The organism is Pseudomonas sp. 910_21 (assembly GCF_052850735.1).
On sequence record NZ_VXCY01000010.1, the window covers coordinates 21,148 to 46,362 of the forward strand.

A 25,215-nucleotide genomic window follows, 5' to 3' on the forward strand; every position below is an offset into this window, starting at 1 on the left:
GGGGAAGCTGACATGCAATTAAATGTAAATGACGCTCAAGCGATCGAAGTTTCCGAACTGACATTTGGCGGCGAATTCAACGAGACGCTGGTTCACCAAGCAGTCGTGGCCTACATGGCTGGCGGCCGTCAAGGTAGCAAGCAGCAAAAGACCCGTTCCGACGTTTCTGGTGGCGGCAAGCGCCCATGGCGTCAGAAAGGTACTGGCCGCGCTCGTGCTGGTACCATCCGTAGCCCAATCTGGCGTGGCGGCGGTACCACTTTTGCAGCTCGTCCTCAGGATCACTCCCAGAAGCTGAACAAGAAGATGTATCGCGCAGCAATGCGTTCCATCCTTGCTGAGCTGGTGCGTACTGATCGTCTGGTCGTGGTTCAGGATTTCGCTGTTGAAACTCCGAAGACCAAAGATCTGCTGGGCAAACTGAACAACATGAGCCTGACCGACGTTCTGATCGTGTCGGACGCTGTTGATCAGAACCTGTACCTGGCTGCTCGTAACCTGCCACACGTTGATGTTCGTGACGTGCAAGGTTCCGATCCAGTTAGTCTGATCGCATACGACAAAGTGTTGATCACTGTGTCGGCCGTGAAGAAATTCGAGGAGCTGCTGGGATGAACCAGGAACGCGTATTTAAAGTTCTGCTTGGCCCGCACGTTTCCGAGAAGGCTACGGTTCTGGCAGACAAGAAAGGCCAGTTCGTTTTCAAGGTTGCTACTGATGCAACCAAGCTGGAAATCAAGAAGGCCGTCGAAAGCCTGTTCAGCGTGAAAGTGGAACGTGTTACTACCCTGAATGTTCTGGGTAAGAGCAAACGTACCGCTCGCGGTCTGGGCAAGCGTAATGACTGGAAGAAGGCAGTTATCTCCCTTCAGCCAGGCCAAGATCTCGATTTCAGCAGCAGTGCTGAGTAAGGAAGGGGTGCATCATGGCAATCGTTAAATGCAAACCGACTTCCCCTGGCCGCCGTTTTGTGGTCAAGGTGGTCAACCAGGAGCTGCATAAAGGCGCTCCTCACGCACCGCTGCTCGAGAAGAAGTCGAAGTCTGGTGGTCGTAACAACAATGGCCGCATCACTACTCGTCACGTTGGTGGTGGTCATAAGCAGCATTACCGTCTGGTCGACTTCCGTCGCAACGATAAAGATGGCATCGCTGCCACTGTCGAGCGTATCGAATACGATCCAAACCGTACTGCTCACATCGCTCTGCTGCTGTACGCAGATGGCGAGCGTCGCTACATCATCGCCCCTAAAGGCGTGAGCGCTGGCGACCAGCTGATCGCAGGTGCTCTGGCACCGATCAAGCCGGGCAACGCTCTGCAACTGCGCAACATTCCAGTTGGTAGCACCGTACACGGCATCGAACTGAAGCCAGGTAAAGGCGCGCAAATCGCTCGTTCGGCTGGTGCTTCGGCTCAGCTGGTCGCTCGTGAAGGTGTCTACGTGACCCTGCGTCTGCGTTCTGGTGAGATGCGTAAAGTGCTGGCTGAGTGCCGTGCGACCCTGGGCGAAGTCTCGAACTCCGAGCACAGCCTGCGTTCGCTGGGTAAAGCTGGTGCCAAACGCTGGCGTGGCGTTCGCCCAACCGTTCGTGGTGTTGCCATGAACCCGGTTGACCACCCACATGGTGGTGGTGAAGGTCGTACCTCTGGTGGTCGTCATCCGGTATCGCCATGGGGCTTCCCGACTAAGGGCGCGAAGACTCGTGGTAATAAGCGTACCGACAAAATGATCGTCCGTCGTCGCAAGTAAATAGAGGGATACGACAGTGCCACGTTCTCTGAAAAAAGGTCCTTTTATTGATCTTCACCTACTGAAGAAGATCGAAGTGGCGGCGGAAAAGAACGATCGCAAACCAGTTAAGACCTGGTCGCGCCGTTCCATGATCCTGCCACAAATGGTCGGTCTGACCATTGCTGTGCATAACGGTCGTCAACATGTTCCAGTTCTCGTGAACGAAGACATGGTCGGCCACAAACTGGGCGAGTTCGCCGGTACCCGTACATATCGCGGGCACGTGGCTGACAAGAAAGCCAAGCGTTAAGGGGTAAGGAACGATGGAAGTAGCCGCTAAGTTGTCGGGCGCTCGAATCTCCGCCCAGAAAGCCCGCTTGGTCGCCGACCAGATCCGCGGGAAGAAGGTGGGCGAAGCGCTCAACCTGTTGGCTTTCAGCAGTAAGAAAGCCGCCGAGATCATGAAGAAAGTGCTGGAGTCGGCCGTAGCCAACGCCGAGCATAACGAAGGCGCAGACGTTGATGACCTGAAGGTCTCCACCGTTTTCGTCAACGAAGGGCGTTCGCTGAAGCGCATCATGCCACGTGCCAAAGGCCGTGCTGATCGCATCGTCAAGCGGTCTTGCCATATCACTGTCAAGGTTGCTGACAAGTAACGGAGTCGAAGAGATGGGTCAGAAAGTACATCCCATTGGCATTCGCCTGGGAATCGTCAAGGAGCACACCTCCGTCTGGTACGCAGACGGTCGGACTTATGCGGACTATTTGCTCGCAGATCTGAATGTGCGTGAGTATCTCCAAGACAAACTAAAAAGCGCGTCCGTGAGCCGTATCGATATCCATCGTCCGGCCCAAACTGCACGCATCACCATCCACACCGCTCGTCCCGGCATCGTGATCGGCAAGAAAGGTGAAGATGTTGAGAAACTGCGTCAGGACCTGACCAAGCAAATGGGTGTGCCTGTGCACATCAATATCGAAGAGATCCGCAAGCCGGAGCTCGACGGTATGCTGGTTGCGCAGAGCGTAGCTCAGCAGCTGGAGCGTCGCGTAATGTTCCGTCGTGCTATGAAGCGCGCTGTACAGAACGCCATGCGCATTGGTGCCAAAGGCATCAAAATCCAAGTGAGCGGTCGTCTCGGCGGTGCTGAAATCGCACGTACTGAATGGTATCGCGAAGGTCGTGTGCCACTGCACACCCTGCGTGCCGATATCGACTATGCCACCTACGAAGCTCACACCACTTACGGTGTGATCGGTGTGAAGGTTTGGATCTTCAAAGGCGAAGTAATTGGTGGTCGCCAAGAAGAGCTGAAGCCGCAAGCACCTGCGCCTCGTAAAAAAGCTGCTAAGTAAGGGGTACGCCAAATGTTGCAACCAAAGCGTACGAAGTTCCGCAAGCAAATGACCGGCCACAACCGTGGTCTGGCATTGCGCGGTAGCAAAGTCAGCTTCGGCGAGTTCGCGCTGAAGTCTGTTGCTCGTGGTCGTCTCACCGCTCGTCAGATCGAGTCAGCGCGTCGTGCTCTGACCCGTCACGTAAAACGTGGTGGCAAGATCTGGATCCGTGTATTCCCGGACAAGCCTATTTCCAAGAAGCCACTCGAAGTTCGGATGGGTAAAGGTAAGGGTAACGTCGAATACTGGGTTGCCCAGATTCAGCCAGGCAAAGTCCTGTATGAAATCGAGGGTGTTTCTGAAGAGCTGGCGCGTGAGGCTTTCGCCCTGGCTGCTGCAAAGCTGCCGCTCGCCACCTCCTTTGTTAAACGGACGGTGATGTGATGAAAGCGAATGAACTTCGTGAAAAATCCGCACAGCAGCTGAACGAGCAACTGCTCGGCCTGCTGCGCGACCAGTTCAATCTGCGTATGCAGAAAGCAACTGGCCAGTTGGGGCAGTCTCATCTGCTCTCGCAAGTTAAGCGTGACATCGCTCGCGTGAAGACTGTGCTCAACCAGCAGGCAGGTAAGTAATCATGGCTGAAGCCGAAAAAACTGTCCGTACGCTGACTGGCCGTGTTGTCAGCGACAAGATGGACAAGACCATCACCGTTCTGATTGAGCGTCGCGTTAAGCACCCTATCTACGGTAAATACGTTAAGCGTTCGACTAAGCTGCACGCGCACGACGAAACCAATCAGTGCCACATCGGCGACAAAGTCACTATTCGTGAAACTCGTCCGATGGCCAAGACCAAGTCTTGGGCTCTGGTTGATGTTCTCGAACGCGCTGTGGAAGTCTAAGGGCTAGGGGTCGGAGAAATTATATGATTCAGACTCAATCCATGCTCGATGTGGCCGATAACAGCGGCGCTCGCCGCGTTATGTGCATCAAGGTGCTGGGTGGCTCCCATCGTCGTTACGCTGGTATCGGTGACATCATCAAAGTTACCGTCAAGGAAGCAATTCCTCGCGGTAAGGTGAAAAAAGGCCAAGTGATGACTGCTGTTGTAGTCCGCACTCGCCATGGTGTTCGTCGTGCAGACGGCTCCATCATCCGCTTTGATGGCAACGCTGCTGTTCTGTTGAACAACAAGCAAGAGCCGATCGGCACCCGTATCTTTGGGCCAGTGACCCGTGAACTTCGTACTGAGAAGTTCATGAAGATCGTCTCGCTCGCCCCAGAAGTGCTGTAAGGAGATCCGACATGCAAAAGATTCGTCGTGACGACGAGATCATCGTGATCGCCGGCAAAGACAAAGGTAAGCGCGGTAAGGTGCTTAAGGTTCTGGCTGATGACCGTCTGGTTGTCGGTGGCCTGAACCTGGTCAAGCGTCATACCAAGCCTAACCCGATGTCGGGCGTACAGGGCGGTATCGTCGAGAAAGAAGCGCCACTGCACGCTTCCAACGTCGCCATTTTCAACGGCGAAACCAACAAGGCTGACCGCGTTGGTTTCAAAGTAGAAGACGGCAAAAAAATTCGTGTCTTCAAGTCGACCCAAAAAGCGGTTGATGCTTGAACACTGCTAGGTAGAAGACCATGGCACGACTAAAAGAGATTTACCGGAAGGAAATCGCTCCGAAACTTAAGGAAGAACTTAAGCTTTCGAACGTGATGGAAGTTCCGCGCGTTACCAAAATCACCCTGAACATGGGTCTGGGCGAAGCTATCGGCGACAAGAAAGTCATCGAGCATGCTGTTGCTGACCTGGAAAAGATCACCGGCCAGAAAGTCGTTGTGACCTACGCTCGTAAATCCATTGCTGGCTTCAAAGTCCGCGAAGGATGGCCGATCGGCGTCAAAGTGACCCTGCGCCGTGAGCGTATGTACGAGTTCCTGGATCGTCTGCTGTCGATCTCCCTGCCTCGGGTTCGCGACTTCCGCGGCCTGAATGCCAAGTCCTTCGATGGTCGTGGTAACTACAGCATGGGCGTGAAAGAGCAGATCATTTTCCCGGAAATCGATTACGACAAGATCGATGCTCTCCGCGGTCTGGACATTACCCTGACCACCACTGCCAAGAACGATGATGAAGGCCGCGCTCTGCTGCGTGCTTTCAAATTCCCGTTCCGCAACTGATTGGAGTAGGAAAATGGCCAAGAAGAGCATGAAGAACCGTGAGCTGAAGCGTCAGCTCACCGTTGCCAAGTACGCCACCAAGCGTGCAGCGCTGAAAGCTATCATCGTGGATCTGAACGCAAGTCCAGAAGCTCGTTGGGAAGCTACCGTAGCTCTGCAGAAGCAGCCACGTGACGCAAGCGCCTCGCGCATGCGTAACCGCTGCCGCCTGACTGGTCGTCCGCACGGCGTTTACCGCAAGTTCGGCCTTGGCCGTAACAAGCTGCGTGAAGCTGCAATGCGTGGTGACGTACCAGGTCTGGTTAAGGCCAGCTGGTAATAGCTATCAAAGTCGCGGTGTTCGGGCTCACAAGATCCCGATCACCGGTGGCCTTGAACGTGAATCAAGCCCCTTTTGGGGCTTGATTCATTTCTGGGGTGTGTCTAGAATGACCGGCTCGCCTGAGCCCGTGTTTTTTGCCCGGAATTTCTCGGCGACAGTTGTAGCCGCAAGGCTAATTCTTTTTGTATCAGGAGCATCTAGCCCATGAGTATGCAGGACCCGTTAGCGGACATGCTAACTCGAATCCGTAATGCCCAGATGGCTGAAAAGTCCGTCGTAAGCATGCCGTCTTCCACGCTGAAGGTGGCTGTAGCAAAAGTCCTGAAGGACGAAGGTTACATCGCGGGTTATCAGATCAGCAGCGAAATCAAACCTCTGCTGTCCATCGAGCTGAAGTACTTCGAAGGCCGTCCGGTCATCGAAGAAGTGAAGCGCGTTAGCCGTCCAGGCCTGCGTCAGTACAAGTCCGTTGAAGAACTGCCGAAAGTACGTGGCGGTCTTGGCGTGTCTATCGTCTCCACCAACAAAGGTGTGATGACTGATCGTGCTGCGCGCGCTGCCGGTGTCGGCGGCGAAGTTCTTTGCACTGTGTTCTAAGGGGGGATAAGCATGTCTCGCGTCGCTAAGAACCCCGTTAAGCTGCCAGCTGGTGTCGAAGTTAAATTCGCCGGCCAACAGCTTTCGGTGAAGGGTGCCAAGGGCACTCTCGAACTGAACGTACACTCGTCCGTTGAAATTGTTGAGGAAGCTGGTGAGCTGCGTTTTGCTGCTCGCAATGGCGACCAACAAACTCGCGCAATGGCCGGTACCACTCGTGCTCTGGTAAACAACATGGTCCAAGGCGTAAGCCAAGGCTTCGAGCGCAAGCTCCAGCTGGTCGGTGTTGGTTACAAGGCACAAGCAAAAGGCACAGTGCTGAACCTGGCCCTCGGCTTCTCGCATCCAGTGGATTACGAACTGCCGGAAGGCATCACCGCTGAGACTCCTAGCCAGACCGATATCCTGATCAAGGGCATCGATAAGCAGCTGGTAGGTCAAGTGGCCGCTGAGATCCGCGACTTCCGTCCACCAGAGCCTTACAAAGGTAAAGGTGTGCGCTACGCGGACGAAGTCGTCCGTCGTAAAGAAGCCAAGAAGAAGTAGGGCATAGCAAATGACCGACAAAAAAGTTACTCGACTGCGTCGCGCTCGCAAAGCACGCCTGAAAATGCACGAACTCGAAGTCGTGCGTCTCTGCGTGTTCCGCTCTTCGCAGCACATCTACGCCCAGGTCATTTCGGCCGACGGCAACAAAGTCCTGGCAAGTGCTTCGACTTTGGATAAAGAACTGCGTGATGGCGCCACTGGCAACATCGACGCGGCCACTAAGGTTGGCCAGCTGGTCGCTACGCGTGCAAAAGCCGCTGGCGTCTCGCAGGTGGCTTTCGACCGCTCTGGCTTCAAGTACCACGGCCGCGTCAAGGCGCTGGCTGATGCTGCTCGTGAAGCTGGGCTGGAGTTCTAAGTTATGTCAAATAACGACCAAAAGCGCGACGAAGGCTACATTGAGAAGCTGGTTCAAGTTAACCGCGTAGCCAAAACCGTAAAAGGCGGCCGTATCTTCACCTTCACCGCGTTGACCGTGGTTGGTGATGGTAAAGGCCGTGTTGGCTTCGGCCGTGGCAAGTCGCGTGAAGTGCCTGCTGCGATCCAGAAGGCAATGGAAGCTGCTCGCCGCAACATGATCCAAGTTGATCTGAACGGTACCACTCTGCAGTACGCTATGAAGTCCGCTCACGGCGCTTCCAAGGTGTACATGCAGCCTGCTTCTGAAGGTACCGGTATCATCGCTGGCGGCGCTATGCGTGCCGTTCTCGAAGTTGCTGGCGTTCAGAACGTTCTGGCCAAGTGCTACGGCTCGACTAACCCGGTAAACGTGGTTCACGCCACTTTCAAAGGTTTGAAAGCTATGCAGTCCCCTGAATCCATTGCCGCCAAGCGTGGCAAAAGCGTCCAGGAGATCATCTGATCATGGCTACCGTTAAAGTAACGCTGATCAAAAGCATGACCGGCCGTATCCCTAACCACAAACTGTGCGTTAAGGGTCTGGGTCTGCGTCGCATCGGTCACACTGTAGAAGTCCAAGATACTCCCGAGAACCGCGGGATGATCAACAAGGCTTACTACATGCTGCGTGTCGAGGGTTAATCGATGAAACTCAATGATCTGAGTCCAGCGCCGGGTTCCCGTCGCGAAAAGCATCGTCCGGGCCGTGGTATCGGTAGTGGTTTGGGTAAGACTGGTGGCCGTGGTCACAAAGGTCAGACTTCCCGCTCCGGTGGCACCATTGCTCCAGGCTTTGAAGGCGGTCAACAGCCGCTGCATCGTCGCCTGCCGAAGTTCGGTTTCGTTTCCCTGAAGGCTATGGATCGCGCAGAAGTGCGTCTGTCCGAACTGGCCAAAGTGGAAGGCGACATCGTCTCCGTGCAGTCCCTGAAAGATGCCAACGTGATTAACCAAAACGTTCAGCGTGTGAAAATCATGCTGTCCGGCGAAGTTACTCGCGCTGTGACTATCAAGGGCATCGCAGCCACCAAAGGTGCGCGTGCGGCTATCGAAGCAGCTGGCGGCAAGTTCGAGGAATAAATGGCTAAGCAAGGTGCTCTCTCTGCGCTCGGCAAAGGCGGTATGTCTGAACTCTGGGCTCGTCTGCGTTTTCTGTTCCTGGCGATTATCGTCTACCGAATAGGCGCACACATCCCGGTTCCAGGTATCAACCCGGACCGACTCGCAGACCTGTTTCGACAGAATGAGGGGACCATTCTTAGCTTGTTCAACATGTTTTCCGGCGGCGCGCTGGAGCGGATGAGCATCTTTGCACTGGGGATCATGCCGTACATCTCGGCTTCGATCATCATGCAGTTGATGACAGCCGTCAGTCCGCAGCTGGAGCAGTTGAAGAAGGAAGGTGAAGCTGGCCGTCGCAAGATCAGCCAGTACACCCGCTACGGCACTGTCGTCCTAGCTCTGGTTCAGGCCATCGGTATGTCCGTTGGTCTGGCGGGGCAGGGCGTTGCGTTCACTGGTGACTTTGGCTTCCATTTCGTCGCAGTATCCACGTTTGTGGCTGGTGCGATGTTCATGATGTGGCTGGGTGAGCAGATTACTGAGCGTGGTGTTGGCAACGGTATCTCGATGTTGATTTTCGCAGGTATCGTCGCCGGTCTTCCGAGAGCGATCGGGCAGTCTTTCGAGTCTGCGCGTCAGGGTGATATCAATATTTTCGCCTTGGTTGCGATCGGTTTGCTGGCAGTAGCGATTATCGGTTTTGTGGTGTTCATTGAGCGTGGTCAGCGTCGTATTGCTGTTCACTACGCCAAGCGTCAGCAGGGCCGTAAGGTGTTTGCTGCGCAGACCAGCCACTTGCCGCTGAAAGTGAATATGGCCGGTGTAATTCCTGCTATCTTCGCGAGCAGCATTTTGCTGTTTCCGGCTTCGTTGGGTGCCTGGTTCGGTCAGTCTGAAGGTATGGGCTGGTTGCAGGACATCTCGCAGTCGATCGCTCCTGGTCAGCCGTTGAATATTCTGCTGTTTAGTGCAGGGATTATTTTCTTCTGCTTCTTCTATACGGCGTTGATGTTCAATCCGAAAGACGTAGCGGAAAACCTGAAGAAGTCCGGTGCCTTTATTCCGGGCATCCGTCCAGGTGAGCAGTCGGCGCGCTACATTGATGGCGTTCTGACCCGCTTGACCATGTTCGGTGCTCTATATATGACGGCCGTGTGTCTGTTGCCCCAGTTCCTGGTGGTTGCTGCAAACGTTCCGTTCTACCTTGGCGGGACCTCGTTGCTGATCGTGGTCGTGGTTGTTATGGACTTTATGTCGCAAGTACAATCGCACCTCGTTTCCCACCAGTACGAATCCCTGATGAAGAAAGCCAACCTGAAGGGTTACGGCAGCGGCATGCTGCGTTAATCCATAAGGTTCGAGGAGTTGGTGATGAAAGTTCGTGCATCGGTGAAAAAGCTGTGCCGTAACTGCAAGATTATTCGCCGCGAAGGTGTTGTTCGAGTAATTTGCAGCGCGGAACCGCGTCACAAACAGCGCCAAGGCTGAGTGTGATTGTGCTTCAAGCCCGGCAGCTAGTGCGCTGCCGGGTTGATTATTTGTTATTACAGCGATATTATCTCGCGCCCTATTTCTTGGCTTCCGGGGCGTAGGTAGCTGTCAATTGGAGTCCCACTGAATGGCCCGTATTGCAGGCGTTAACATTCCAGATAACAAGCATACTGTTATCTCGCTGACCTACATCTATGGTGTTGGTCGCACTACTGCGCAGAAAATCTGTGCAGTGACTGGGGTCAACCCAGCTGCGAAGATCAAGGATCTGAGCGACGAGCAAATTGAACAGCTGCGTGGCGAAGTGGCGAAGTTCACCACTGAAGGTGACCTGCGTCGCGAAATCAACATGAAAATCAAACGCTTGATGGATCTGGGCTGCTACCGCGGTCTGCGCCATCGTCGTGGTCTTCCAGTGCGCGGTCAGCGTACCAAGACCAACGCGCGTACTCGCAAAGGTCCGCGTAAGCCGATCCGCAAGTAATCGCACCAGCGAATCGACAGGAATTTAGTCATGGCAAAACCTGCTGCTCGTCCTCGTAAAAAGATTAAAAAGACAGTGGTTGATGGCATCGCCCACATCCACGCGTCTTTCAACAACACCATCGTGACCATTACCGACCGTCAAGGTAACGCTCTTTCCTGGGCAACCTCCGGTGGTTCGGGTTTCCGCGGTTCTCGCAAGTCCACCCCGTTCGCTGCTCAAGTAGCTGCTGAGCGTGCTGGTCAAGCTGCGCTGGAATATGGCCTGAAGAACCTAGACGTTAACGTCAAGGGCCCAGGTCCAGGTCGTGAATCCGCAGTCCGCGCTTTGAACGGCTGTGGCTACAAGATCGCCAGCATCACCGACGTGACGCCAATCCCGCACAACGGGTGCCGTCCGCCGAAGAAGCGCCGCGTGTAATCCAGGAGATTGTAAAGAATGGCTCGTTACATTGGTCCAAAATGCAAACTGGCTCGTCGCGAAGGCACCGATCTCTTCCTGAAGAGCGGCGTGCGCGCTATCGAATCCAAGTGCAACATCGAAGCAGCTCCTGGCATCCACGGCCAGCGTCGTGGTCGTCAATCCGACTACGGTACTCAGCTGCGTGAAAAGCAAAAAGTTCGTCGTATCTACGGCGTACTCGAGCGTCAATTCAGCGGCTACTACAAACAAGCAGCTGGCAAGAAGGGCGCAACCGGCGAAAACCTGTTGCAACTGCTCGAATGCCGTCTGGACAACGTTGTATACCGCATGGGCTTCGGTTCTACTCGTGCCGAATCCCGTCAGCTGGTATCGCACAAGTCGATCAGCGTAAACGGTCAGACCGTTAACGTTCCGTCCTACCAGGTTCGTGCTGGTGACGTGGTTGCTGTTCGCGAGAAAGCAAAAAATCAACTTCGCATTGTCCAAGCTCTCGATCTGTGTGCTCAACGTGGCCGCGTAGAATGGGTAGAAGTAGACACTGAGAAGAAGTCGGGCGTTTTCAAGAACGTTCCAGCTCGCAGTGATCTGTCCGCCGACATCAACGAAAGCCTGATTGTCGAGCTCTACTCCAAGTAAGGGCTAGAAAATAGGTGCATCCATGCAGATTTCGGTAAATGAGTTCCTGACACCCCGCCACATTGATGTGCAGGTTGTCAGTCCAACCCGCGCCAAGATCACCCTCGAGCCTCTCGAGCGTGGTTTTGGCCACACCCTGGGCAACGCGCTGCGCCGCATCCTGTTGTCCTCAATGCCCGGCTGTGCAGTAGTCGAGGCCGAGATTGACGGTGTGCTCCACGAGTACAGCGCCATCGAAGGTGTACAGGAAGACGTAATTGAAATCCTGTTGAACCTTAAAGGTCTGGCTATCAAGCTGCACGGCCGTGACGAAGTTACGCTGACCTTGTCGAAGAAGGGTTCGGGGGTGGTTACCGCTGCCGATATTCAGCTGGATCATGATGTCGAGATCGTTAACCCCGATCACGTAATCGCTAACCTGGCGTCTAACGGCGCCCTGAACATGAAGCTCGTAGTAGCTCGTGGTCGTGGTTATGAACCGGCCGACTCGCGTCAGAGCGATGAAGACGAAAGCCGCAGCATTGGTCGCTTGCAGCTTGACTCTTCGTTCAGCCCGGTTCGCCGTATCGCATACGTGGTGGAAAACGCCCGTGTCGAGCAGCGTACTAACCTGGACAAGCTGGTTATTGATCTGGAAACCAACGGTACTCTGGATCCTGAAGAGGCTATCCGTCGTGCTGCAACCATTCTGCAACAGCAGTTGGCTGCGTTCGTCGACCTCAAAGGTGACAGTGAGCCAGTGGTAGTCGAGCAGGAAGACGAGATCGATCCGATCCTGCTTCGCCCGGTTGACGATCTGGAACTGACTGTACGTTCGGCTAACTGCCTTAAGGCGGAAAACATTTACTACATCGGCGACCTGATTCAGCGTACCGAAGTAGAACTGTTGAAGACTCCGAACCTGGGCAAGAAATCCTTGACTGAAATCAAGGACGTTCTGGCCTCCCGCGGTCTGTCCCTCGGCATGCGCCTCGACAACTGGCCGCCTGCAAGTCTTAAGAAGGACGACAAGGCGACTGCCTGATCGTCGTAATCACCGAACGTTGTGTTTGGTAAGGAATGAACCATGCGTCATCGTAAAAGTGGGCGTCACCTGAGCCGCACCAGCTCGCACCGCAAGGCCATGTTCCAGAACATGGCGGTGTCGCTGTTCGAGCACGAGCTGATCAAAACTACACTGCCGAAAGCTAAAGAACTGCGCCGCGTTGCCGAGCCGCTGATCACTTTGGCCAAGACAGACAGCCTGGCTAACCGCCGTCTGGCTTTCGACCGTACTCGTTCGAAAGCTATCGTTGGTAAGCTCTTCAACGACCTGGGCAAGCGTTACGCTACCCGTGAGGGTGGCTACCTGCGCATCCTCAAGTGCGGTTTCCGCGCTGGCGACAACGCTCCTATGGCGTACGTTGAACTGGTTGATCGTGCTGTCGGCGGTGAAGCTGTATCCGCTGAGTAAGACGTCAGTCTGAAACAAAGAACCGGGCCTAGTGCCCGGTTTTTTGTGTCTGCATGTATTAGATATTTCTATCGTTAGCTAATGTGTAATGCATTGGATGTTGTAACACTGGTGGTCAATACTCTTTGTCAGCCGATTAGCCGGCAGTTTCACAGACTGACAGAGGAAGATTGAGCATGAGCCAAACTAAAACTCTTACTACCGCAAGTGGCGCTCCTGTCGCTGATAACCAGAACTCTCGTTCTGCCGGCCCTCGTGGCCCGTTGCTTCTCGATGACTTTCACCTGATCGAAAAGCTCGCTCATTTCAACCGCGAGAATATTCCTGAGCGCCGCGTGCACGCCAAGGGATCGGGCGCCTATGGCACCTTCACCGTCTCTCGCGACATTACGCAATACACCAGTGCCAAGCTGTTTGAGTCGGTAGGCAAGCAAACACCAACCTTCCTGCGTTTCTCTACGGTAGGTGGCGAGCGTGGTTCGGCAGACACCGAGCGCGATCCGCGTGGTTTTGCCCTCAAGTTCTACACCGAAGAAGGCAACTGGGACATCGTGGGTAATAACACCCCGGTTTTCTTCATCCGCGATCCACTGAAGTTCCCTGACTTTATCCACACTCAGAAGCGTCTGCCGCAAAGCAATCTGAAGAGTGCACAGATGATGTGGGATTTCTGGTCGCACTCGCCTGAGGCGCTGCACCAGGTCACTATTCTGTTCTCTGACCGAGGCATTCCTGATGGCTACCGTCACATGCACGGCTTCGGCAGCCACACCTACAGCCTGATCAACGCCAAAGGCGAGCGTCACTGGGTCAAGTGGCACTACAAGACCAAGCAGGGGATCAAGAACCTGGCGCCAGCAGAGGCTGCTCGTCTGGCGGGCACCGACCCGGATTACGCTCAGCGCGATCTGTTCACTGCGATTGAGCGAGGGGATTTCCCGAAATGGAGTGTGTGCATCCAGATCATGAGCGAGGCTCAAGCCGCAGCGCACTACGAGAATCCATTTGATGTGACCAAGACCTGGTCGCAGAAAGAGTTCCCGCTGATTGAAGTTGGCGAGTTGGAATTGAACCGTAATCCGCTGAATTACTTCGCCGAGGTCGAACAGGCCGCTTTCGGACCCAGCAACATGGTGCCAGGGGTCGGGCTTTCTCCAGACCGTATGCTGCAGGGCCGGGTGTTTGCTTACGCTGATGCTCACCGCTATCGCGTCGGTACCAATCACCAGCAACTGCCAGTGAATGCGCCTTTGAGCCCGGTGAACAGCTATCAGCGCGACGGCTCCATGGCTTTTGGTCCTAACGGCGGTGCTGCACCGAACTACGAGCCCAATAGCTACAGCGACGCGCCAAAGCAGGCACCACGCTACGCGGAACCACCATTGGCGCTCAAGGGAGCGGCAGATCGCTACGATCACCGCGAGGACACGGACTATTACAGCCACGCCGGTGCCCTGTTCCGCCTGATGAGCAATGAGCAGAAGGCGTTGCTGATCAACAACATCGCCGGTGCCATGGCTGGAGTGTCAGAGGATGTGGTCGATCGTCAGTTGCAGCACTTCTTCAAAGCCGATCCGGCTTATGGCGAAGGCATTGCCAAGGCTTTGGGCGTATCGCTCAAGTAAGTCTAAATAAGAAGCAGAACCGCCCTCATTTGGGCGGTTTTTGCGTTATTTATACTATTTTTCTCAGATAATCTTCACTTTTTCAGTTATTTCTAAGTGACCTGCAAGTCAGCTTGGTTCACACTATCGACTTTCAAGTAGGGAGATGTAGGGCGATGCAAGGTCACCCGGACGTAATCGATTACCTCAACACGTTGCTGACGGGCGAACTGGCAGCACGCGACCAATATTTCATCCACTCGCGGATGTACGAAGACTGGGGCTTTACCAAGCTCTACGAGCGTATCAACCACGAGATGGAAGAAGAGGCGCAACACGCCGATGCCCTGATGCGCCGCATTCTGATGCTGGAAGGCACGCCGCGCATGCGTCCTGACGATCTCGACACCGGGACCACGGTTCCGGACATGCTGGCCAGCGACTTGCGGCTTGAATACAAGGTCCGCGCTGCGCTGTGCAAAGGCATCGAGCTGTGCGAACTGCACAAGGACTACGTCAGCCGCGATATTCTGCGTATCCAGTTGGCAGACACCGAGGAAGATCACACCTACTGGCTGGAGAAGCAGTTGGGCCTGATCAAATCCATCGGGTTGGAGAACTACCTGCAGTCGCAGTTCTGACTGCGCAAGGCGTGGATGCCGGTTCGCGAGCAAACTCGCTCCTACGGTAGATGCGTCAAGCCCGAGATGTAAAAAAGCCCCTGTCACCGCGAGGTGACAGGGGCTTTTTCATGGGCCTCAGGCGCGATCGCGGGTTAGTAGCGGCTTGAGGTAGTGCCCGGTGTGGGACTGCGGCATTTCTGCTACCTGTTCCGGGGTGCCGACGGCGATGATCTGGCCGCCTTTGGAGCCGCCTTCCGGCCCCAGGTCCACCAGCCAGTCGGCAGTTTTGATCACATCCAGGTTGTGCTCGATTACTACCACGGTATTGCCGTGATCGCGCAGGCGATGCAGAACGTCCAGCAATTGCTGGATATCCGCGAAATGCAGCCCAGTAGTCGGCTCATCGAGGATATACAAGGTCTTGCCAGTGTCGCGCTTGGACAGCTCGCGTGACAGCTTGACCCGTTGTGCCTCGCCGCCAGACAGCGTAGTGGCCGACTGGCCGAGCTTGATGTAGGACAGGCCGACATCCATCAGGGTCTGCAGCTTACGCGCCAGGGCCGGTACGGGAGCGAAGAACTCGCGCGCCTCCTCAATGGTCATTTCCAGCACCTCGTGGATGCTCTTGCCCTTGTACTTGATCTCCAGAGTTTCGCGGTTGTAGCGCTTGCTCTTGCACACATCGCAGGGCACGTAGATGTCCGGCAGGAAGTGCATCTCGACCTTGATCAAGCCATCGCCCTGGCAGGCTTCACAGCGTCCACCCTTGACGTTGAAAGAGAAGCGTCCAGGCCCGTAGCCCCGGGAGCGGGACTCTGGAACCCCGGCGAACAGCTCACGGATCGGTGTGAACAGCCCGGTGTAAGTGGCCGGGTTGGAGCGCGGAGTACGACCGATCGGGCTCTGATCGATATCCACGACTTTATCCAGGTGCTGCAGACCATTGATGCTGTCGTGAGGCGCCGCCTCCAGGGTCGTGGCGCCGTTCAACGCCGTGGCACTCAAGGGGAACAGGGTGTTGTTGATCAGCGTCGACTTGCCCGAGCCGGAAACCCCGGTCACGCAGGTCAGCAGGCCGATGGGAATTTCCAGGTCGACATTGCGTAGGTTGTTGCCGCGAGCGCCCTTGAGTGTCAGGGACAGTTTCTTGTTGCGCGGCGTACGTTTGGCCGGCACCACGATCTTCACCCGCCCCGACAAGTACTTGCCGGTCAACGAGTCCGGATGTGCCATGACTTCCGCAGCCGTGCCTTCGGCGACGATACGGCCACCATGCACACCGGCGCCCGGGCCGATATCCACTACATAGTCGGCCAGGCGGATGGCGTCTTCGTCGTGTTCAACCACGATTACGGTGTTGCCGATATCCCGCAGGTGTTTCAGGGTCCCCAGCAGCCGATCGTTGTCCCGTTGGTGCAGGCCAATGGACGGCTCGTCGAGGATGTACATGACCCCCACCAGACCAGCACCGATCTGGCTGGCCAGGCGAATACGCTGGGCCTCGCCGCCGGACAGGGTATCGGCGCTGCGATCCAGGGTGAGGTAGTCGAGCCCGACGTTCACCAGGAACTGCAGGCGTTCGCGGATCTCCTTGAGGATCTTGTCGGCAATTTCACCGCGGCGTCCGGTGAGTTTCAGCGTACCGAAGTAGTTCGTGGCATCGCCGATGGGCAGGCTGGTGACTGCCGGCAGGGTCTTTTCGCCGACCCAGACGTGGCGAGCCTCGCGACGCAGGCGCGTGCCACGGCAATCCGGGCAGGGCTGGGTGCTGAGGAACTTGGCCAGCTCTTCACGGACAGTGGCCGATTCGGTCTCCCGGTAGCGCCGCTCGAGGTTTGGCACTATGCCTTCGAAGGGGTGGGAGCGCTTGACGATGTCGCCCCGGTCGTTGAGGTACTTGAAGTCGACGTTCTGGTTGCCGCTGCCATGCAGAATGACCTTCTGCTGATCTGCGGGCAGTTGATTGAACGGGACCTCCAGGCTGAATCCGTAGTGTGCCGCCAGTGAGCCGAGCATCTGGAAGTAGTAGACGTTGCGCCGGTCCCAGCCGCGAATCGCCCCCTCGGCCAGGGTCAGCTCGCCATTGACCAGGCGCTTGATGTCGAAGAACTGCTTGACCCCCAGACCGTCGCAGGTAGGGCAGGCACCCGCCGGGTTGTTGAAGGAGAACAGCTTGGGTTCCAGCTCGCTGATGGCATGACCGCAAATCGGGCAGGCGAAGCGCGCGGAGAAGATCATCTCTTCCCCCGGCTCGTCGTCCATCGGCGCCACCAGGGCAATCCCGTCCGCCAGTTTCAGCGCGGTTTCAAAGGACTCCGCCAGACGCTGTTGCAGATCGCCACGTACCTTGAAGCGGTCGACCACCACATCGATGGAATGCTTCTTCTGTTTATCCAGCTTCGGCAGTTCGTCCAGTTCGAACAGCTTGCCGTTGACCCGAGCCCGCACGAAGCCCTGGGCCCGCAGCTCTTCAAAGACCGATAGGTGTTCGCCCTTGCGCTCACGAATGACCGGAGCCAGCAGCATCAGCTTGCTGCCTTCGGGCTGAGCCAGCACCAGGTCGACCATCTGGCTGACGGTCTGGGCTTCCAGCGGAATGTCGTGATCCGGACAGCGCGGGGTGCCGACGCGGGCGTAGAGCAGGCGCAGGTAATCGTAGATTTCGGTGATGGTGCCGACGGTGGAGCGCGGGTTGTGAGAGGTGGATTTCTGTTCGATGGATATCGCCGGCGACAGCCCTTCGATGGTGTCGACATCGGGCTTTTCCATCATCGACAGAAACTGTCGGGCGTAAGCCGACAACGATTCGACATAGCGGCGCTGGCCTTCGGCATAAAGCGTGTCGAAAGCCAGGGACGACTTGCCGGACCCAGACAGCCCGGTGATGACGATCAACTTGTCCCGTGGCAGGGTCAGGTCGATGTTCTTCAGGTTGTGGGTGCGGGCCCCACGAATCAGAATCTTGTCCAAAAGTGGCCTCGATCGGCGGGCGTAAAGGCAGGAGTATAAAACCAAACACTGGATGGATGCACACTATCATGCGGTGCTTTTTTGCTCGCTGGTGGGGGCTGCGCGGCAAAGCGTCGCCATATACCCCCTCAATCGATCGGACTGGTAGAATCGCCGCCGGTTCACATGAGGTTTATCCATGCACGATCCCCACAGCGAACGCATGAGTGGCAGCGAGACCCGAGCAGCGAGCGGTCTGGCCCTGGTGTTCGCCTTCCGTATGCTTGGCATGTTTATGGTACTGCCGGTCCTGGCGACCTATGGAATGGATCTCGCAGGAGCGACCCCGACTCTGATCGGCCTGGCGATTGGTGCCTATGGTCTGACCCAGGCGGTTTTCCAGATTCCCTTCGGCATCATTTCCGACCGTATCGGTCGTCGCCCAGTGATTTACCTGGGGTTGATCGTGTTCGCCGTGGGCAGTGTGCTGGCGGCCAATGCCGATTCGATCTGGGGCGTGATCGCCGGACGTATCCTGCAAGGTGCCGGGGCGATTTCCGCCGCCGTGATGGCGCTGCTTTCAGACCTGACCCGCGAGCAGCACCGGACCAAGGCCATGGCCATGATCGGCATGACCATCGGCCTGTCCTTCGCCGTGGCCATGGTGGTGGGCCCGCTGCTGACCCGCAGCTTTGGGCTGTCCGGGCTGTTCCTGGCCACGGGTGCCATGGCGCTGGTGGGCATCCTGATCATCGCCTTCATGGTGCCGCGCTCCACCGGGCCGTTGCAGCACCGCGAGTCCGGCGTGGCGCGCCAGGCACTGATCCCGACCCTCAAGCATCCTGATTTGCTGCGCCTGGATCTTGGTATCTTCGTGTTGCACGCGATGCTGATGTCGAGCTTCGTTGCCTTGCCCCTGGCGCTGGTGGAAAAGGCCGGCCTGCCCAAGGAACAGCACTGGTGGGTCTACCTCACCGCGTTGCTGATTTCCTTCTTTGCCATGATCCCGTTCATCATCTATGGCGAGAAAAAACGCAAGATGAAACGAGTTCTGCTCGGCGCGGTCAGTACGTTGCTGCTCACCGAGCTATTCTTCTGGGAGTTCGGCGACAGTTTGCGGGCGCTGGTGATCGGCACCGTGGTGTTCTTTACCGCATTCAACCTGCTGGAGGCGTCGTTGCCGTCGCTGATCAGCAAGGTCTCGCCGGCAGGCGGCAAGGGCACGGCGATGGGGGTGTATTCCACCAGCCAGTTCCTCGGCTCGGCACTGGGCGGCATCCTCGGCGGCTGGTTGTTCCAGCATGGCGGTTTGTCGGTTGTGTTCCTTGGATGCGCAGGTCTGGCTGCACTCTGGCTGGGCTTTGCTGTTACCATGCGCGAGCCTCCATATGTGACGAGCCTGCGCTTGCCGTTATCGCCTGAAGCGATCCGCGAAGCCGGTCTGGTCGAGCGCCTGAAAGCCGTCGCTGGAGTAACAGATGCCGTGGTGGTGGCCGAAGAGGCTGCCATTTACATCAAATTGGACACCGAATTATTGGATCGCGCGACGCTCGAGCAGCTGGTCAACTCAGCGCCGTCGCCGCGCGAAGCCTAGGAGAACGTTATGGCCCGTGGGGTTAACAAAGTCATATTGGTCGGTACTTGCGGCCAGGATCCCGAAGTTCGCTATCTGCCTAACGGTAACGCCGTGACCAACCTGAGTCTGGCCACCAGCGAACAGTGGACCGACAAGCAGACCGGTCAGAAGGTCGAGCGCACCGAGTGGCACCGTGTTTCGATGTTCGGCAAGGTCGCGGAGATTGCGGGTGAATACCTGCGCAAGGGTTCCCAGGTCTACATCGAGGGCAAATTGCAGACCCGCGAGTGGGAAAAAGACGGCATCAAGCGCTATACCACCGAGATCATTGTCGACATGCAAGGCACCATGCAGCTGCTGGGCGGCCGTCCTCAGGGTGACCAGCAAGGCCAGGGCGGCATGTCCAACTCGGCACCGCGTCCTCAGCAGTCCCGTCCTGCTCCGCAGCCACAGCGTGAGTCGCGCCCAGCGCCACAGCAGGCCGCTCCGCAGCCGGCACCGGATTTCGACAGCTTCGATGACGATATTCCGTTCTGATCGCTCCCTCGAGCGTTCAGCATCAATGAGAAAGGGGCCCCGTACAGGGCCCCTTTTTTATGCCGGGTTGTTTCCTTGCAGGCGTTGGGATTGGGCTCAAAGTTGCAGCCTGCGCAATCGACCGCTCAGTGCCACCACCTGGCGATCCGGCGTGGGAATTGGCCGTCCGCTGAGGCCCATGCCTTCGCTCACCAGCACCGCTCCCTCGACGCAGCACAGGTTGGACGGCGTATCCAGGTTGTTGGCGAGCACCTGCACACTGCGTTGCTGCAGGTCGCAGCGCAGCAGCCGTCCACTGAAGCGGGCAAAGCCGCCGTGCAAGGCCTCGCCGGACCAATCGGGCTGCAGGGGCTGCAACAACCGGTCGCACAGTTCCAGCACCAGAATCCGCTCTTGCGGGTCCAGCGCCAGCCCGGTGGGCAGTTGCAACCCGCGAATCAGCACCTCGATCCTGCCGCTCTCGGGCCAGACCCGGATCACCTGGCCGGCCTTGTCGGCGAAGTCGATGCCCTTTCGCGACGGATCACGGTGCAGTTCGCCAGAGAACAGGCTGATCAGCACCGCGTCGGTCTGTGGCTCATGAACCAGGGTCACGGGCACGGCTTCCTGGCCTTGGTCCAGATCGGGCAGTTGGGCCAGGATCTGCTCCCCATCCTGGGTGAACTCCACCAACTGGTTGGTATCGGGCTTGACCGCCAGCCAGCTCTGGCGCGAGGGGTGATAGCACAGCGAGTTGAGGTTGCCGCGGCTGTGGAACAGTGGCTCGGGTGGACTGTATTGCAGGTCCAGAAGCTTGGAACCGGCGACGTAATCGGTCTGGCTGGCGAGGTAGAGCCCGGCACCGAAGGCAATGTCCGACAGCCCCATGATTTCGTCGCGCAGCATCCGCGACTGCATGTTCATCGAGCGAAAACCCTTGGCCAGAACCTCTGGCGGCAGGTAGGTGCCGGGGGCGAGGGGGTCTGGTCGCAGGCGACTGATGCGACCGCTGAACGCTTGGTCCGGCAGGCCTGAGCCGGCCTCCACCAGCAACAGGCTGCCATCGTTTTCCACGCAGACGCCACGCGGGTTGAGCAGCCCCTGGGCGATGATGCTGCCTGAGCGCAGCAACTGTTCCGGCTGGGCGGGAATGTGTAAAGCAACGGGCATGGTCTTCTCCTTGTTCAAGGCTGCCAGGGCGTGCCGTTGAGATAGGCGGTCAGCAGGGAGCGTTGGCTCGGCGACATCGAGCGCACCACGGACATGTACAAGGTGGTGTTCTGGTACTCGGGGGATATCCGGGCCAGGATTGCCTGTTTGTAACCCATCACCGCGTCGGGCTGATTGAGCTGGATGTAGCGCGACATGGCGGGAAAGGCCAGGTAATGAAAGCGCAGCACGTTTTGAAATGCCTGTTCCCAGGTGACGATGCTGCCTGTTGGAACGCCGAAGTCGCTCCAGGCGTACTTGCGGAAGTTGCTGAAGCTCTGGGTCAGCAGGTTGCCGTCGATGGTGTAGGTCAGTGTGGTGAAGCCTGCCTGGGTATTGGAACCGGCGACGGGGACGACGTTGAAACTCACCGAAGGTTGACCGGCCGCTACCGTTAGCGAATTTGGAAGCTCCAGGAAGTTCCAGTAGCGGTTGGCTTGATAGACGGCGGTCGCCGAGGCATCGATGCTGATTGGTGTAGCCTTCTGCACCGGCGCTCCCAGGTAACGGACTTGCAAGGTGACCTGCACGCCTGTGCTGTCGGGGTCGAGATAGTTGTTGCGCTGATCGCTGTAGACCCGATACGGGCATTCGGGGGCCGACAGCGCCGGGTTGCGGGCATTCCCTGGGGCGCTGATGCACAAGGGCGTGTTCTGCACCAACTGTATCTGGGTCGAGTTGAGCGGCACGTCGATGATGCCACCGTACCGGTAGTAGTCCTGCAGCAGCGGATCGCTGGGCTCAAAGCTCGCCAGGGGCGTCGTTCCGGCCGCAATGGTCACGGTCCCGAAGTCGGCGTTGGGGCCGATGGGGCTGGTGATGTCGTCGCGTACAGCCCTGAACGTCTGCTTGGGGATCAGGTTGACCATGTCGATGCTCAGTTGCCCGTTGGCAACTTCGGCATAGGCCACGCTGTTGATGTTCAGGTCTTTGTCGGCATTGATGATTTGGCGGCCCGGCGGGCAGATCTGCGGCTCATCGGTAAACGCCGTGGCCAGGGTACCGATGACCCGGCCGATGCTCGGGTTCGGGCTGAACTGGTTGGCAGCGTAGTCGGCATTCAGTTGCTCGGTGGTCAGGGTCGGACACATTTCGAACATCACGAAACGCAGCACGATCCCGGTAGCGTTGGGCGCTTCGATCAGGGCCCTGAGGCCGGCACTTTCCTTGTTGTAGCTGACGATGCTGCTCAGCGGAAAGGTCAGTTGAAAGGTGCCGCTGGCGTGGAAGGAGCCCGGCGAGTCCATGGTTGCCGGCTCCAGCACCCGGGTGTTGAGGTCGAAACTGCTGCACACGGTATCCCAGCGAATCAGTAGTTCAGGCGTGTTGCCGTTGCCGATCTGCAGGCCTCCGACAAAGATCTGGGTCGTGGTGCTGGCTGTGGGGTCCAGGTCGACCATCATCGGGCCGGAGTAGGGACCTTGTCCGGTGCCTGGGGTCACGGAGCCGAGCAGGTAAACCGGCTGGCCGACCATATCCCCTTCCAGCGCAATGTTGCCCGGGGTGCCTTGGGAACTGATCAACGCGTTGTGCAGCGTCACCACGTGTTCGCCATAGTGGTTCCAGCCGCCGGCCGTGTACCGGCTGTTGGGGCCAATTCTCGGGTCCGGGGCGTTGATCAGCTGGTACAGGTGCTCATCGCTATAGGTCTTGGCCTGGTCCGCCACGGTCGAGGTGGTCAGGTCGAACAGCTCAAGGGACGTGGTGATGCCATTGGGCAAGGTCGGTGAGTTGTTCGGCACGCTGACGTCGGTAGAGATGCCGCCCCAGAAGTTCAGTCGGGGTCCATTCAATATGCTCATGATCTATTCCTTATCCTTGGTGACGCTGCTGACCGGGGCTTGGGCGAATCTGAACAGGAAGGAGAAGTCGCTCTTGTACTGACTGTTGAGCGGTGCCGCCATGGAGTGGCAGTTCATGCAGCTACTGTTGGTCTGGATGTAACTTTCCATGGTGACGTTGGCCGACAGTGATGGCGTTGGTTGCCCCAACGGGTTGCCGGGGTTGTCCGGCGACTGTGGGCGTTGGGTGGTGATCAACTGGTAGTACTTGAACACGCTTTGCTGTACCTGCGGATCGCCCTGGTATTGGGTATTGATCTGCTGGGTGGCGTCCGTGATCGGGGTGACCCGGTTGAGTGGGTCCGGGGTGCTGAAGCTGTTACCGGGTTTTGGGGTACAGACCATTTGTCCAGCTTGTTGCTGCCACAGGCAGGGGGATTGGTTGAGGCTTTCGGCGGGCGCCTTGGCGTTGAAGTAGGAGTAGAAAATCCCCGAGACCGGTTGGTCCACCCAACGGCCCCCCAGCTGGGTCTTGGGAGGCACGTTGTCGACCTGCTCGAAGGTCGACCAGATCCACTGCGGGAACCCCTCCACCTTGCTGATGATATGCAACCCCACCAATCCCAAAGTGGCCTCGGTGGTGCCGTTGGGCTGTCCCTGACTGTCGAACTGGGTGACCAGGGCCTTCATGGTCAGATAGCGGCTGCTGTCGTCGGCGCTGCTGAGGATGCGCCAGCTGCTCTTGATCTCGCCGGCGTTGTTGGGAAAGCTGATGTTCTTCGCGGCGTCGACGACCACCGCGTTGTAGAAGTTGTTATCGACGATGTAGTTGTAGGAGACCTCGTTGGCGGCGATGTCGTAGTAGGTCGGGTTGCCGCGCTGGTCAATCAGCCAGCCGCCCACCGCCTGGTTGTCGGCTTGCACCACCTGAGTGTTCTTGACCGCGGCGATGTTGATCAGGCTGAGATTTCTGCGGGGCAGTTGCGAGTTCCAGAGGCCCGGGTTCTTGGCCCCGGGGAGGAAGGTCTCGCTGACGCTCTTGTAGGTCTGCCACACGGTATCGCCAGGGCTGCCCAGGGGCTTGCTGCAGTCGGCCACTCCGCGCTGTCCCGCCTGGGCCGGCCAGTTCAGGTTGATGAACATCTGCCAGCTGTATTGATCGAAAGCCTGCTGCGACGCGCCCGCAGCCGGCACCGCGGCAGTGGGCGGGCAGCTGGTCTGCGGCGCCGCTGCGCTGGGTTGCAGGGCGCTGGCTTGCTGGCTGCCCAGGCCAAGCAACAACAGGGCGGTGAAACGGCTCCAATGGTTCATGAGGCTGCTCCTGTCACTGCGGGGTGGGTGAAAGTTGGTTCCACTGCGGCCGCGCACCGTTCTTCAGCGATGGCGGTGGCGTGAAAAGCTGGCAGTCAGGCGGGTTGGCCGGGCACATTTTCGCCACCTGGTCCCAGGTCTTGGCCGGGTCCGGCTTTGCATTGCTCCAGTTGCGATAGTTCTGGCTGACGATGGGCGCGTTGGCGACGCTGGCATCACCGGAGAAATAGAACGACTGCGGATGTTGGTAGGCCGGTTGGCCCGGCCCGTCGCTGGTGGCCTGCTTGTAGAAGGCATAGCCGAACAGGATGGGTGGGCTGCCTTTGCCGGGTTTGAGTTCCAAGGCGTAGGCCTGCACGCTGGCGTCCAGGTGCTGGCTGCGGGCGGCGCTGTAGGGCAGGTGCTTGATGAAGTCCCGGCGAGGCGGATGGTTCATGGGCGAGAACATGCAGCAGGCCGGCATGTCCTTGGGCCGGTCCTCGGGGTAGGTAAGGAAGTAGGCCTTGTTGCCCAGGGAGACGAAAGAGCAGGTGTAGTTGTTGTCCTTGATCGGGAAGATCGGCAGGCAGTATTTCTCGTAGTGCTCCATCATCGCCCCGGAGCCGTCGCCGTCGGCCGGGACATAGTCGTTGTCGTAATAGCTGCTGCCCTGGGACACGGTGTAGTCGGCAGGTTGCAGGGTGCTGGGCGGGCTGCTGTAGGGCGGCGGGTTCTTCTCGTAGTTGGCGGTGACCCGGTACATGGTCCAGTCACTGACCCAGGTTGCCGGATAGAGCGGATCGGCCGGCTCGCCGGCCTTGCGCTTGATCACGCAGTTGTTGTTCAGGGCGTCGCAGCCCTTGGTGTTGTGCACGCCCATGTTGAAGTAGACGTTGTCGGGGTACTTCTGGGCCCACAGTGTCTGGCTGGCGCACAGCAGGGTGGCGGCCAACAGCAGGCGCTTGAAGAAACTGGCGTTCATCTGACTCTCCTTTGCAA

The 25,215-nt window shown here is 57.6% G+C and carries 35 protein-coding genes; 30 read left to right on the forward strand and 5 right to left on the reverse strand.

The window, feature by feature from the left end; genetic code table 11:
- Positions 1 to 12: 12 nt before the first annotated feature.
- The 28 genes from rplD to bfr all read left to right on the forward strand — a co-directional run bounded on the left by rplD (position 13) and on the right by bfr (position 14,913).
- On the forward strand, positions 13 to 615 hold the full coding sequence (rplD, locus tag FW796_RS26880; protein WP_007924200.1) for a 50S ribosomal protein L4: 603 nt from the start codon (positions 13 to 15) through the stop codon (positions 613 to 615).
- Positions 612 to 911: a 50S ribosomal protein L23 gene (gene rplW / locus FW796_RS26885; RefSeq protein ID WP_002555488.1), complete on the forward strand. Its 300-nt coding sequence runs from the start codon at positions 612 to 614 to the stop codon at positions 909 to 911. The genes rplD and rplW overlap by 4 nt, the downstream gene beginning before the upstream one ends.
- A gap of 14 nt (positions 912 to 925) precedes the next feature.
- Positions 926 to 1,750 carry a 50S ribosomal protein L2 gene (rplB, locus tag FW796_RS26890; RefSeq protein ID WP_011063775.1) on the forward strand — a complete coding sequence of 275 codons (825 nt, stop codon included), beginning with the start codon at positions 926 to 928 and terminating at the stop codon, positions 1,748 to 1,750.
- Positions 1,751 to 1,766: 16 nt separating this feature from the next.
- Positions 1,767 to 2,042: a 30S ribosomal protein S19 gene (gene rpsS, locus FW796_RS26895; RefSeq protein WP_002555486.1), complete on the forward strand. Its 276-nt coding sequence runs from the start codon at positions 1,767 to 1,769 to the stop codon at positions 2,040 to 2,042.
- A gap of 13 nt (positions 2,043 to 2,055) precedes the next feature.
- Complete coding sequence (gene rplV / locus FW796_RS26900) at positions 2,056 to 2,388, forward strand: 50S ribosomal protein L22 (RefSeq protein ID WP_003103908.1); 333 nt, start codon at positions 2,056 to 2,058, stop codon at positions 2,386 to 2,388.
- A gap of 13 nt (positions 2,389 to 2,401) precedes the next feature.
- A complete protein-coding gene (rpsC, locus tag FW796_RS26905) occupies positions 2,402 to 3,088 on the forward strand; it encodes a 30S ribosomal protein S3 (RefSeq protein ID WP_007924192.1) in 687 nt (228 codons plus the stop codon).
- Positions 3,089 to 3,100: 12 nt separating this feature from the next.
- Positions 3,101 to 3,514, forward strand: a complete 414-nt coding sequence (gene rplP / locus FW796_RS26910) for a 50S ribosomal protein L16 (RefSeq protein WP_003228729.1) — start codon at positions 3,101 to 3,103, stop codon at positions 3,512 to 3,514.
- The gene (rpmC, locus tag FW796_RS26915; RefSeq protein ID WP_002555481.1) at positions 3,514 to 3,705 is read left to right on the forward strand and encodes a 50S ribosomal protein L29; all 192 of its coding nucleotides are present in this window, start codon (positions 3,514 to 3,516) and stop codon (positions 3,703 to 3,705) included. The genes rplP and rpmC overlap by 1 nt, the downstream gene beginning before the upstream one ends.
- Before the next feature lie 2 nt (positions 3,706 to 3,707).
- Positions 3,708 to 3,974: a 30S ribosomal protein S17 gene (gene rpsQ / locus FW796_RS26920; RefSeq protein ID WP_003194644.1), complete on the forward strand. Its 267-nt coding sequence runs from the start codon at positions 3,708 to 3,710 to the stop codon at positions 3,972 to 3,974.
- A gap of 23 nt (positions 3,975 to 3,997) precedes the next feature.
- Positions 3,998 to 4,366 carry a 50S ribosomal protein L14 gene (gene rplN, locus FW796_RS26925; protein WP_002555479.1) on the forward strand — a complete coding sequence of 123 codons (369 nt, stop codon included), beginning with the start codon at positions 3,998 to 4,000 and terminating at the stop codon, positions 4,364 to 4,366.
- An 11-nt stretch (positions 4,367 to 4,377) separates the two neighbouring features.
- Positions 4,378 to 4,692, forward strand: coding sequence for a 50S ribosomal protein L24 (rplX, locus tag FW796_RS26930; protein ID WP_007896770.1), 315 nt, complete (start codon positions 4,378 to 4,380; stop codon positions 4,690 to 4,692).
- 20 nt (positions 4,693 to 4,712) lie between these two features.
- Complete coding sequence (rplE, locus tag FW796_RS26935; protein ID WP_003210069.1) at positions 4,713 to 5,252, forward strand: 50S ribosomal protein L5; 540 nt, start codon at positions 4,713 to 4,715, stop codon at positions 5,250 to 5,252.
- Positions 5,253 to 5,265: 13 nt separating this feature from the next.
- Entirely contained in the window at positions 5,266 to 5,571 is a 306-nt protein-coding gene (gene rpsN / locus FW796_RS26940; protein WP_003228726.1) for a 30S ribosomal protein S14, read from the forward strand.
- A gap of 207 nt (positions 5,572 to 5,778) precedes the next feature.
- Positions 5,779 to 6,171: a 30S ribosomal protein S8 gene (gene rpsH / locus FW796_RS26945; RefSeq protein WP_011063773.1), complete on the forward strand. Its 393-nt coding sequence runs from the start codon at positions 5,779 to 5,781 to the stop codon at positions 6,169 to 6,171.
- 12 nt (positions 6,172 to 6,183) lie between these two features.
- Positions 6,184 to 6,717 (forward strand): 50S ribosomal protein L6, encoded by a 534-nt coding sequence (gene rplF / locus FW796_RS26950; protein ID WP_025129400.1) that lies wholly within the window; start codon positions 6,184 to 6,186, stop codon positions 6,715 to 6,717.
- Positions 6,718 to 6,727: 10 nt separating this feature from the next.
- Entirely contained in the window at positions 6,728 to 7,078 is a 351-nt protein-coding gene (gene rplR / locus FW796_RS26955) for a 50S ribosomal protein L18 (RefSeq protein ID WP_003186037.1), read from the forward strand.
- A 3-nt stretch (positions 7,079 to 7,081) separates the two neighbouring features.
- Positions 7,082 to 7,582 carry a 30S ribosomal protein S5 gene (gene rpsE / locus FW796_RS26960; protein ID WP_007924184.1) on the forward strand — a complete coding sequence of 167 codons (501 nt, stop codon included), beginning with the start codon at positions 7,082 to 7,084 and terminating at the stop codon, positions 7,580 to 7,582.
- Positions 7,583 to 7,584: 2 nt separating this feature from the next.
- Complete coding sequence (gene rpmD, locus FW796_RS26965) at positions 7,585 to 7,761, forward strand: 50S ribosomal protein L30 (protein ID WP_003176408.1); 177 nt, start codon at positions 7,585 to 7,587, stop codon at positions 7,759 to 7,761.
- A gap of 3 nt (positions 7,762 to 7,764) precedes the next feature.
- Positions 7,765 to 8,199, forward strand: coding sequence for a 50S ribosomal protein L15 (gene rplO, locus FW796_RS26970; protein WP_043192539.1), 435 nt, complete (start codon positions 7,765 to 7,767; stop codon positions 8,197 to 8,199).
- Positions 8,200 to 9,528, forward strand: coding sequence for a preprotein translocase subunit SecY (secY, locus tag FW796_RS26975; protein ID WP_007924182.1), 1,329 nt, complete (start codon positions 8,200 to 8,202; stop codon positions 9,526 to 9,528). It abuts the gene before it with no gap.
- Positions 9,529 to 9,552: 24 nt separating this feature from the next.
- Positions 9,553 to 9,669 (forward strand): 50S ribosomal protein L36, encoded by a 117-nt coding sequence (rpmJ, locus tag FW796_RS26980; RefSeq protein ID WP_002555468.1) that lies wholly within the window; start codon positions 9,553 to 9,555, stop codon positions 9,667 to 9,669.
- Between the two features lie 130 nt (positions 9,670 to 9,799).
- Positions 9,800 to 10,156, forward strand: coding sequence for a 30S ribosomal protein S13 (rpsM, locus tag FW796_RS26985; RefSeq protein ID WP_003186020.1), 357 nt, complete (start codon positions 9,800 to 9,802; stop codon positions 10,154 to 10,156).
- A 30-nt stretch (positions 10,157 to 10,186) separates the two neighbouring features.
- Positions 10,187 to 10,576, forward strand: coding sequence for a 30S ribosomal protein S11 (gene rpsK, locus FW796_RS26990; RefSeq protein ID WP_007924177.1), 390 nt, complete (start codon positions 10,187 to 10,189; stop codon positions 10,574 to 10,576).
- Positions 10,577 to 10,594: 18 nt separating this feature from the next.
- The gene (rpsD, locus tag FW796_RS26995) at positions 10,595 to 11,215 is read left to right on the forward strand and encodes a 30S ribosomal protein S4 (protein ID WP_011063772.1); all 621 of its coding nucleotides are present in this window, start codon (positions 10,595 to 10,597) and stop codon (positions 11,213 to 11,215) included.
- 22 nt (positions 11,216 to 11,237) lie between these two features.
- Positions 11,238 to 12,239, forward strand: coding sequence for a DNA-directed RNA polymerase subunit alpha (locus FW796_RS27000; protein ID WP_007970428.1), 1,002 nt, complete (start codon positions 11,238 to 11,240; stop codon positions 12,237 to 12,239).
- A 42-nt stretch (positions 12,240 to 12,281) separates the two neighbouring features.
- Positions 12,282 to 12,668 carry a 50S ribosomal protein L17 gene (gene rplQ, locus FW796_RS27005; RefSeq protein WP_007924175.1) on the forward strand — a complete coding sequence of 129 codons (387 nt, stop codon included), beginning with the start codon at positions 12,282 to 12,284 and terminating at the stop codon, positions 12,666 to 12,668.
- 176 nt (positions 12,669 to 12,844) lie between these two features.
- On the forward strand, positions 12,845 to 14,293 hold the full coding sequence (locus tag FW796_RS27010) for a catalase (RefSeq protein ID WP_346635588.1): 1,449 nt from the start codon (positions 12,845 to 12,847) through the stop codon (positions 14,291 to 14,293).
- 155 nt (positions 14,294 to 14,448) lie between these two features.
- On the forward strand, positions 14,449 to 14,913 hold the full coding sequence (bfr, locus tag FW796_RS27015; RefSeq protein WP_025129396.1) for a bacterioferritin: 465 nt from the start codon (positions 14,449 to 14,451) through the stop codon (positions 14,911 to 14,913).
- A 117-nt stretch (positions 14,914 to 15,030) separates the two neighbouring features.
- Here bfr and uvrA read toward each other — a convergent pair whose 3' ends face one another.
- A complete protein-coding gene (gene uvrA / locus FW796_RS27020; RefSeq protein WP_346635589.1) occupies positions 15,031 to 17,865 on the reverse strand; it encodes an excinuclease ABC subunit UvrA in 2,835 nt (944 codons plus the stop codon).
- 178 nt (positions 17,866 to 18,043) lie between these two features.
- Between uvrA and FW796_RS27025 the strand changes: the two genes are divergently transcribed.
- Together FW796_RS27025 and FW796_RS27030 are read left to right on the forward strand one after the other, a co-directional pair.
- Positions 18,044 to 19,438 (forward strand): MFS transporter, encoded by a 1,395-nt coding sequence (locus FW796_RS27025; protein WP_346635590.1) that lies wholly within the window; start codon positions 18,044 to 18,046, stop codon positions 19,436 to 19,438.
- Between the two features lie 9 nt (positions 19,439 to 19,447).
- Positions 19,448 to 19,957 carry a single-stranded DNA-binding protein gene (locus FW796_RS27030; RefSeq protein WP_011063767.1) on the forward strand — a complete coding sequence of 170 codons (510 nt, stop codon included), beginning with the start codon at positions 19,448 to 19,450 and terminating at the stop codon, positions 19,955 to 19,957.
- Between the two features lie 96 nt (positions 19,958 to 20,053).
- Here the strand turns inward: FW796_RS27030 and FW796_RS27035 are convergent, their stop codons facing one another.
- Genes FW796_RS27035 through FW796_RS27050 form a run of 4 tightly spaced genes read right to left on the reverse strand, consistent with a single transcriptional unit; the run spans position 20,054 to position 25,198 of the window.
- Positions 20,054 to 21,106, reverse strand: a complete 1,053-nt coding sequence (locus FW796_RS27035) for a hypothetical protein (protein WP_446440375.1) — start codon at positions 21,104 to 21,106, stop codon at positions 20,054 to 20,056.
- 14 nt (positions 21,107 to 21,120) lie between these two features.
- Positions 21,121 to 22,947, reverse strand: a complete 1,827-nt coding sequence (locus FW796_RS27040; protein ID WP_446440376.1) for a hypothetical protein — start codon at positions 22,945 to 22,947, stop codon at positions 21,121 to 21,123.
- A gap of 3 nt (positions 22,948 to 22,950) precedes the next feature.
- A complete protein-coding gene (locus FW796_RS27045) occupies positions 22,951 to 24,237 on the reverse strand; it encodes a hypothetical protein (protein WP_446440377.1) in 1,287 nt (428 codons plus the stop codon).
- A 13-nt stretch (positions 24,238 to 24,250) separates the two neighbouring features.
- Entirely contained in the window at positions 24,251 to 25,198 is a 948-nt protein-coding gene (locus FW796_RS27050) for a hypothetical protein (protein ID WP_346635594.1), read from the reverse strand.
- Positions 25,199 to 25,215 lie beyond the last annotated feature (17 nt).

Bases quoted from the DNA above. Each gene is read 5' to 3' on its own strand.
- rplF (WP_025129400.1), top strand. From the start codon at position 6,184: ATGTCTCGCGTCGCTAAGAACCCCGTTAAGCTGCCAGCTGGTGTCGAA.
- rpmJ (WP_002555468.1), top strand. From the start codon at position 9,553: ATGAAAGTTCGTGCATCGGTGAAAAAGCTGTGCCGTAACTGCAAGATT.
- rplB (WP_011063775.1), top strand. From the start codon at position 926: ATGGCAATCGTTAAATGCAAACCGACTTCCCCTGGCCGCCGTTTTGTG.
- rplV (WP_003103908.1), top strand. From the start codon at position 2,056: ATGGAAGTAGCCGCTAAGTTGTCGGGCGCTCGAATCTCCGCCCAGAAA.
- FW796_RS27030 (WP_011063767.1), top strand. From the start codon at position 19,448: ATGGCCCGTGGGGTTAACAAAGTCATATTGGTCGGTACTTGCGGCCAG.
- rpsE (WP_007924184.1), top strand. From the start codon at position 7,082: ATGTCAAATAACGACCAAAAGCGCGACGAAGGCTACATTGAGAAGCTG.
- rplD (WP_007924200.1), top strand. From the start codon at position 13: ATGCAATTAAATGTAAATGACGCTCAAGCGATCGAAGTTTCCGAACTG.
- secY (WP_007924182.1), top strand. From the start codon at position 8,200: ATGGCTAAGCAAGGTGCTCTCTCTGCGCTCGGCAAAGGCGGTATGTCT.
- rpmD (WP_003176408.1), top strand. From the start codon at position 7,585: ATGGCTACCGTTAAAGTAACGCTGATCAAAAGCATGACCGGCCGTATC.
- FW796_RS27000 (WP_007970428.1), top strand. From the start codon at position 11,238: ATGCAGATTTCGGTAAATGAGTTCCTGACACCCCGCCACATTGATGTG.
- rplW (WP_002555488.1), top strand. From the start codon at position 612: ATGAACCAGGAACGCGTATTTAAAGTTCTGCTTGGCCCGCACGTTTCC.
- rpmC (WP_002555481.1), top strand. From the start codon at position 3,514: ATGAAAGCGAATGAACTTCGTGAAAAATCCGCACAGCAGCTGAACGAG.
- rpsC (WP_007924192.1), top strand. From the start codon at position 2,402: ATGGGTCAGAAAGTACATCCCATTGGCATTCGCCTGGGAATCGTCAAG.
- rplQ (WP_007924175.1), top strand. From the start codon at position 12,282: ATGCGTCATCGTAAAAGTGGGCGTCACCTGAGCCGCACCAGCTCGCAC.
- FW796_RS27025 (WP_346635590.1), top strand. From the start codon at position 18,044: ATGCACGATCCCCACAGCGAACGCATGAGTGGCAGCGAGACCCGAGCA.
- rpsH (WP_011063773.1), top strand. From the start codon at position 5,779: ATGAGTATGCAGGACCCGTTAGCGGACATGCTAACTCGAATCCGTAAT.
- rplE (WP_003210069.1), top strand. From the start codon at position 4,713: ATGGCACGACTAAAAGAGATTTACCGGAAGGAAATCGCTCCGAAACTT.
- FW796_RS27045 (WP_446440377.1), bottom strand. From the start codon at position 24,237: ATGAACCATTGGAGCCGTTTCACCGCCCTGTTGTTGCTTGGCCTGGGC.
- rpsN (WP_003228726.1), top strand. From the start codon at position 5,266: ATGGCCAAGAAGAGCATGAAGAACCGTGAGCTGAAGCGTCAGCTCACC.
- rplX (WP_007896770.1), top strand. From the start codon at position 4,378: ATGCAAAAGATTCGTCGTGACGACGAGATCATCGTGATCGCCGGCAAA.
- rplO (WP_043192539.1), top strand. From the start codon at position 7,765: ATGAAACTCAATGATCTGAGTCCAGCGCCGGGTTCCCGTCGCGAAAAG.
- FW796_RS27040 (WP_446440376.1), bottom strand. From the start codon at position 22,947: ATGAGCATATTGAATGGACCCCGACTGAACTTCTGGGGCGGCATCTCT.
- rplP (WP_003228729.1), top strand. From the start codon at position 3,101: ATGTTGCAACCAAAGCGTACGAAGTTCCGCAAGCAAATGACCGGCCAC.
- FW796_RS27010 (WP_346635588.1), top strand. From the start codon at position 12,845: ATGAGCCAAACTAAAACTCTTACTACCGCAAGTGGCGCTCCTGTCGCT.
- rpsD (WP_011063772.1), top strand. From the start codon at position 10,595: ATGGCTCGTTACATTGGTCCAAAATGCAAACTGGCTCGTCGCGAAGGC.
- FW796_RS27050 (WP_346635594.1), bottom strand. From the start codon at position 25,198: ATGAACGCCAGTTTCTTCAAGCGCCTGCTGTTGGCCGCCACCCTGCTG.
- FW796_RS27035 (WP_446440375.1), bottom strand. From the start codon at position 21,106: ATGCCCGTTGCTTTACACATTCCCGCCCAGCCGGAACAGTTGCTGCGC.
- rpsQ (WP_003194644.1), top strand. From the start codon at position 3,708: ATGGCTGAAGCCGAAAAAACTGTCCGTACGCTGACTGGCCGTGTTGTC.
- rplR (WP_003186037.1), top strand. From the start codon at position 6,728: ATGACCGACAAAAAAGTTACTCGACTGCGTCGCGCTCGCAAAGCACGC.
- rplN (WP_002555479.1), top strand. From the start codon at position 3,998: ATGATTCAGACTCAATCCATGCTCGATGTGGCCGATAACAGCGGCGCT.
- rpsM (WP_003186020.1), top strand. From the start codon at position 9,800: ATGGCCCGTATTGCAGGCGTTAACATTCCAGATAACAAGCATACTGTT.
- bfr (WP_025129396.1), top strand. From the start codon at position 14,449: ATGCAAGGTCACCCGGACGTAATCGATTACCTCAACACGTTGCTGACG.
- rpsK (WP_007924177.1), top strand. From the start codon at position 10,187: ATGGCAAAACCTGCTGCTCGTCCTCGTAAAAAGATTAAAAAGACAGTG.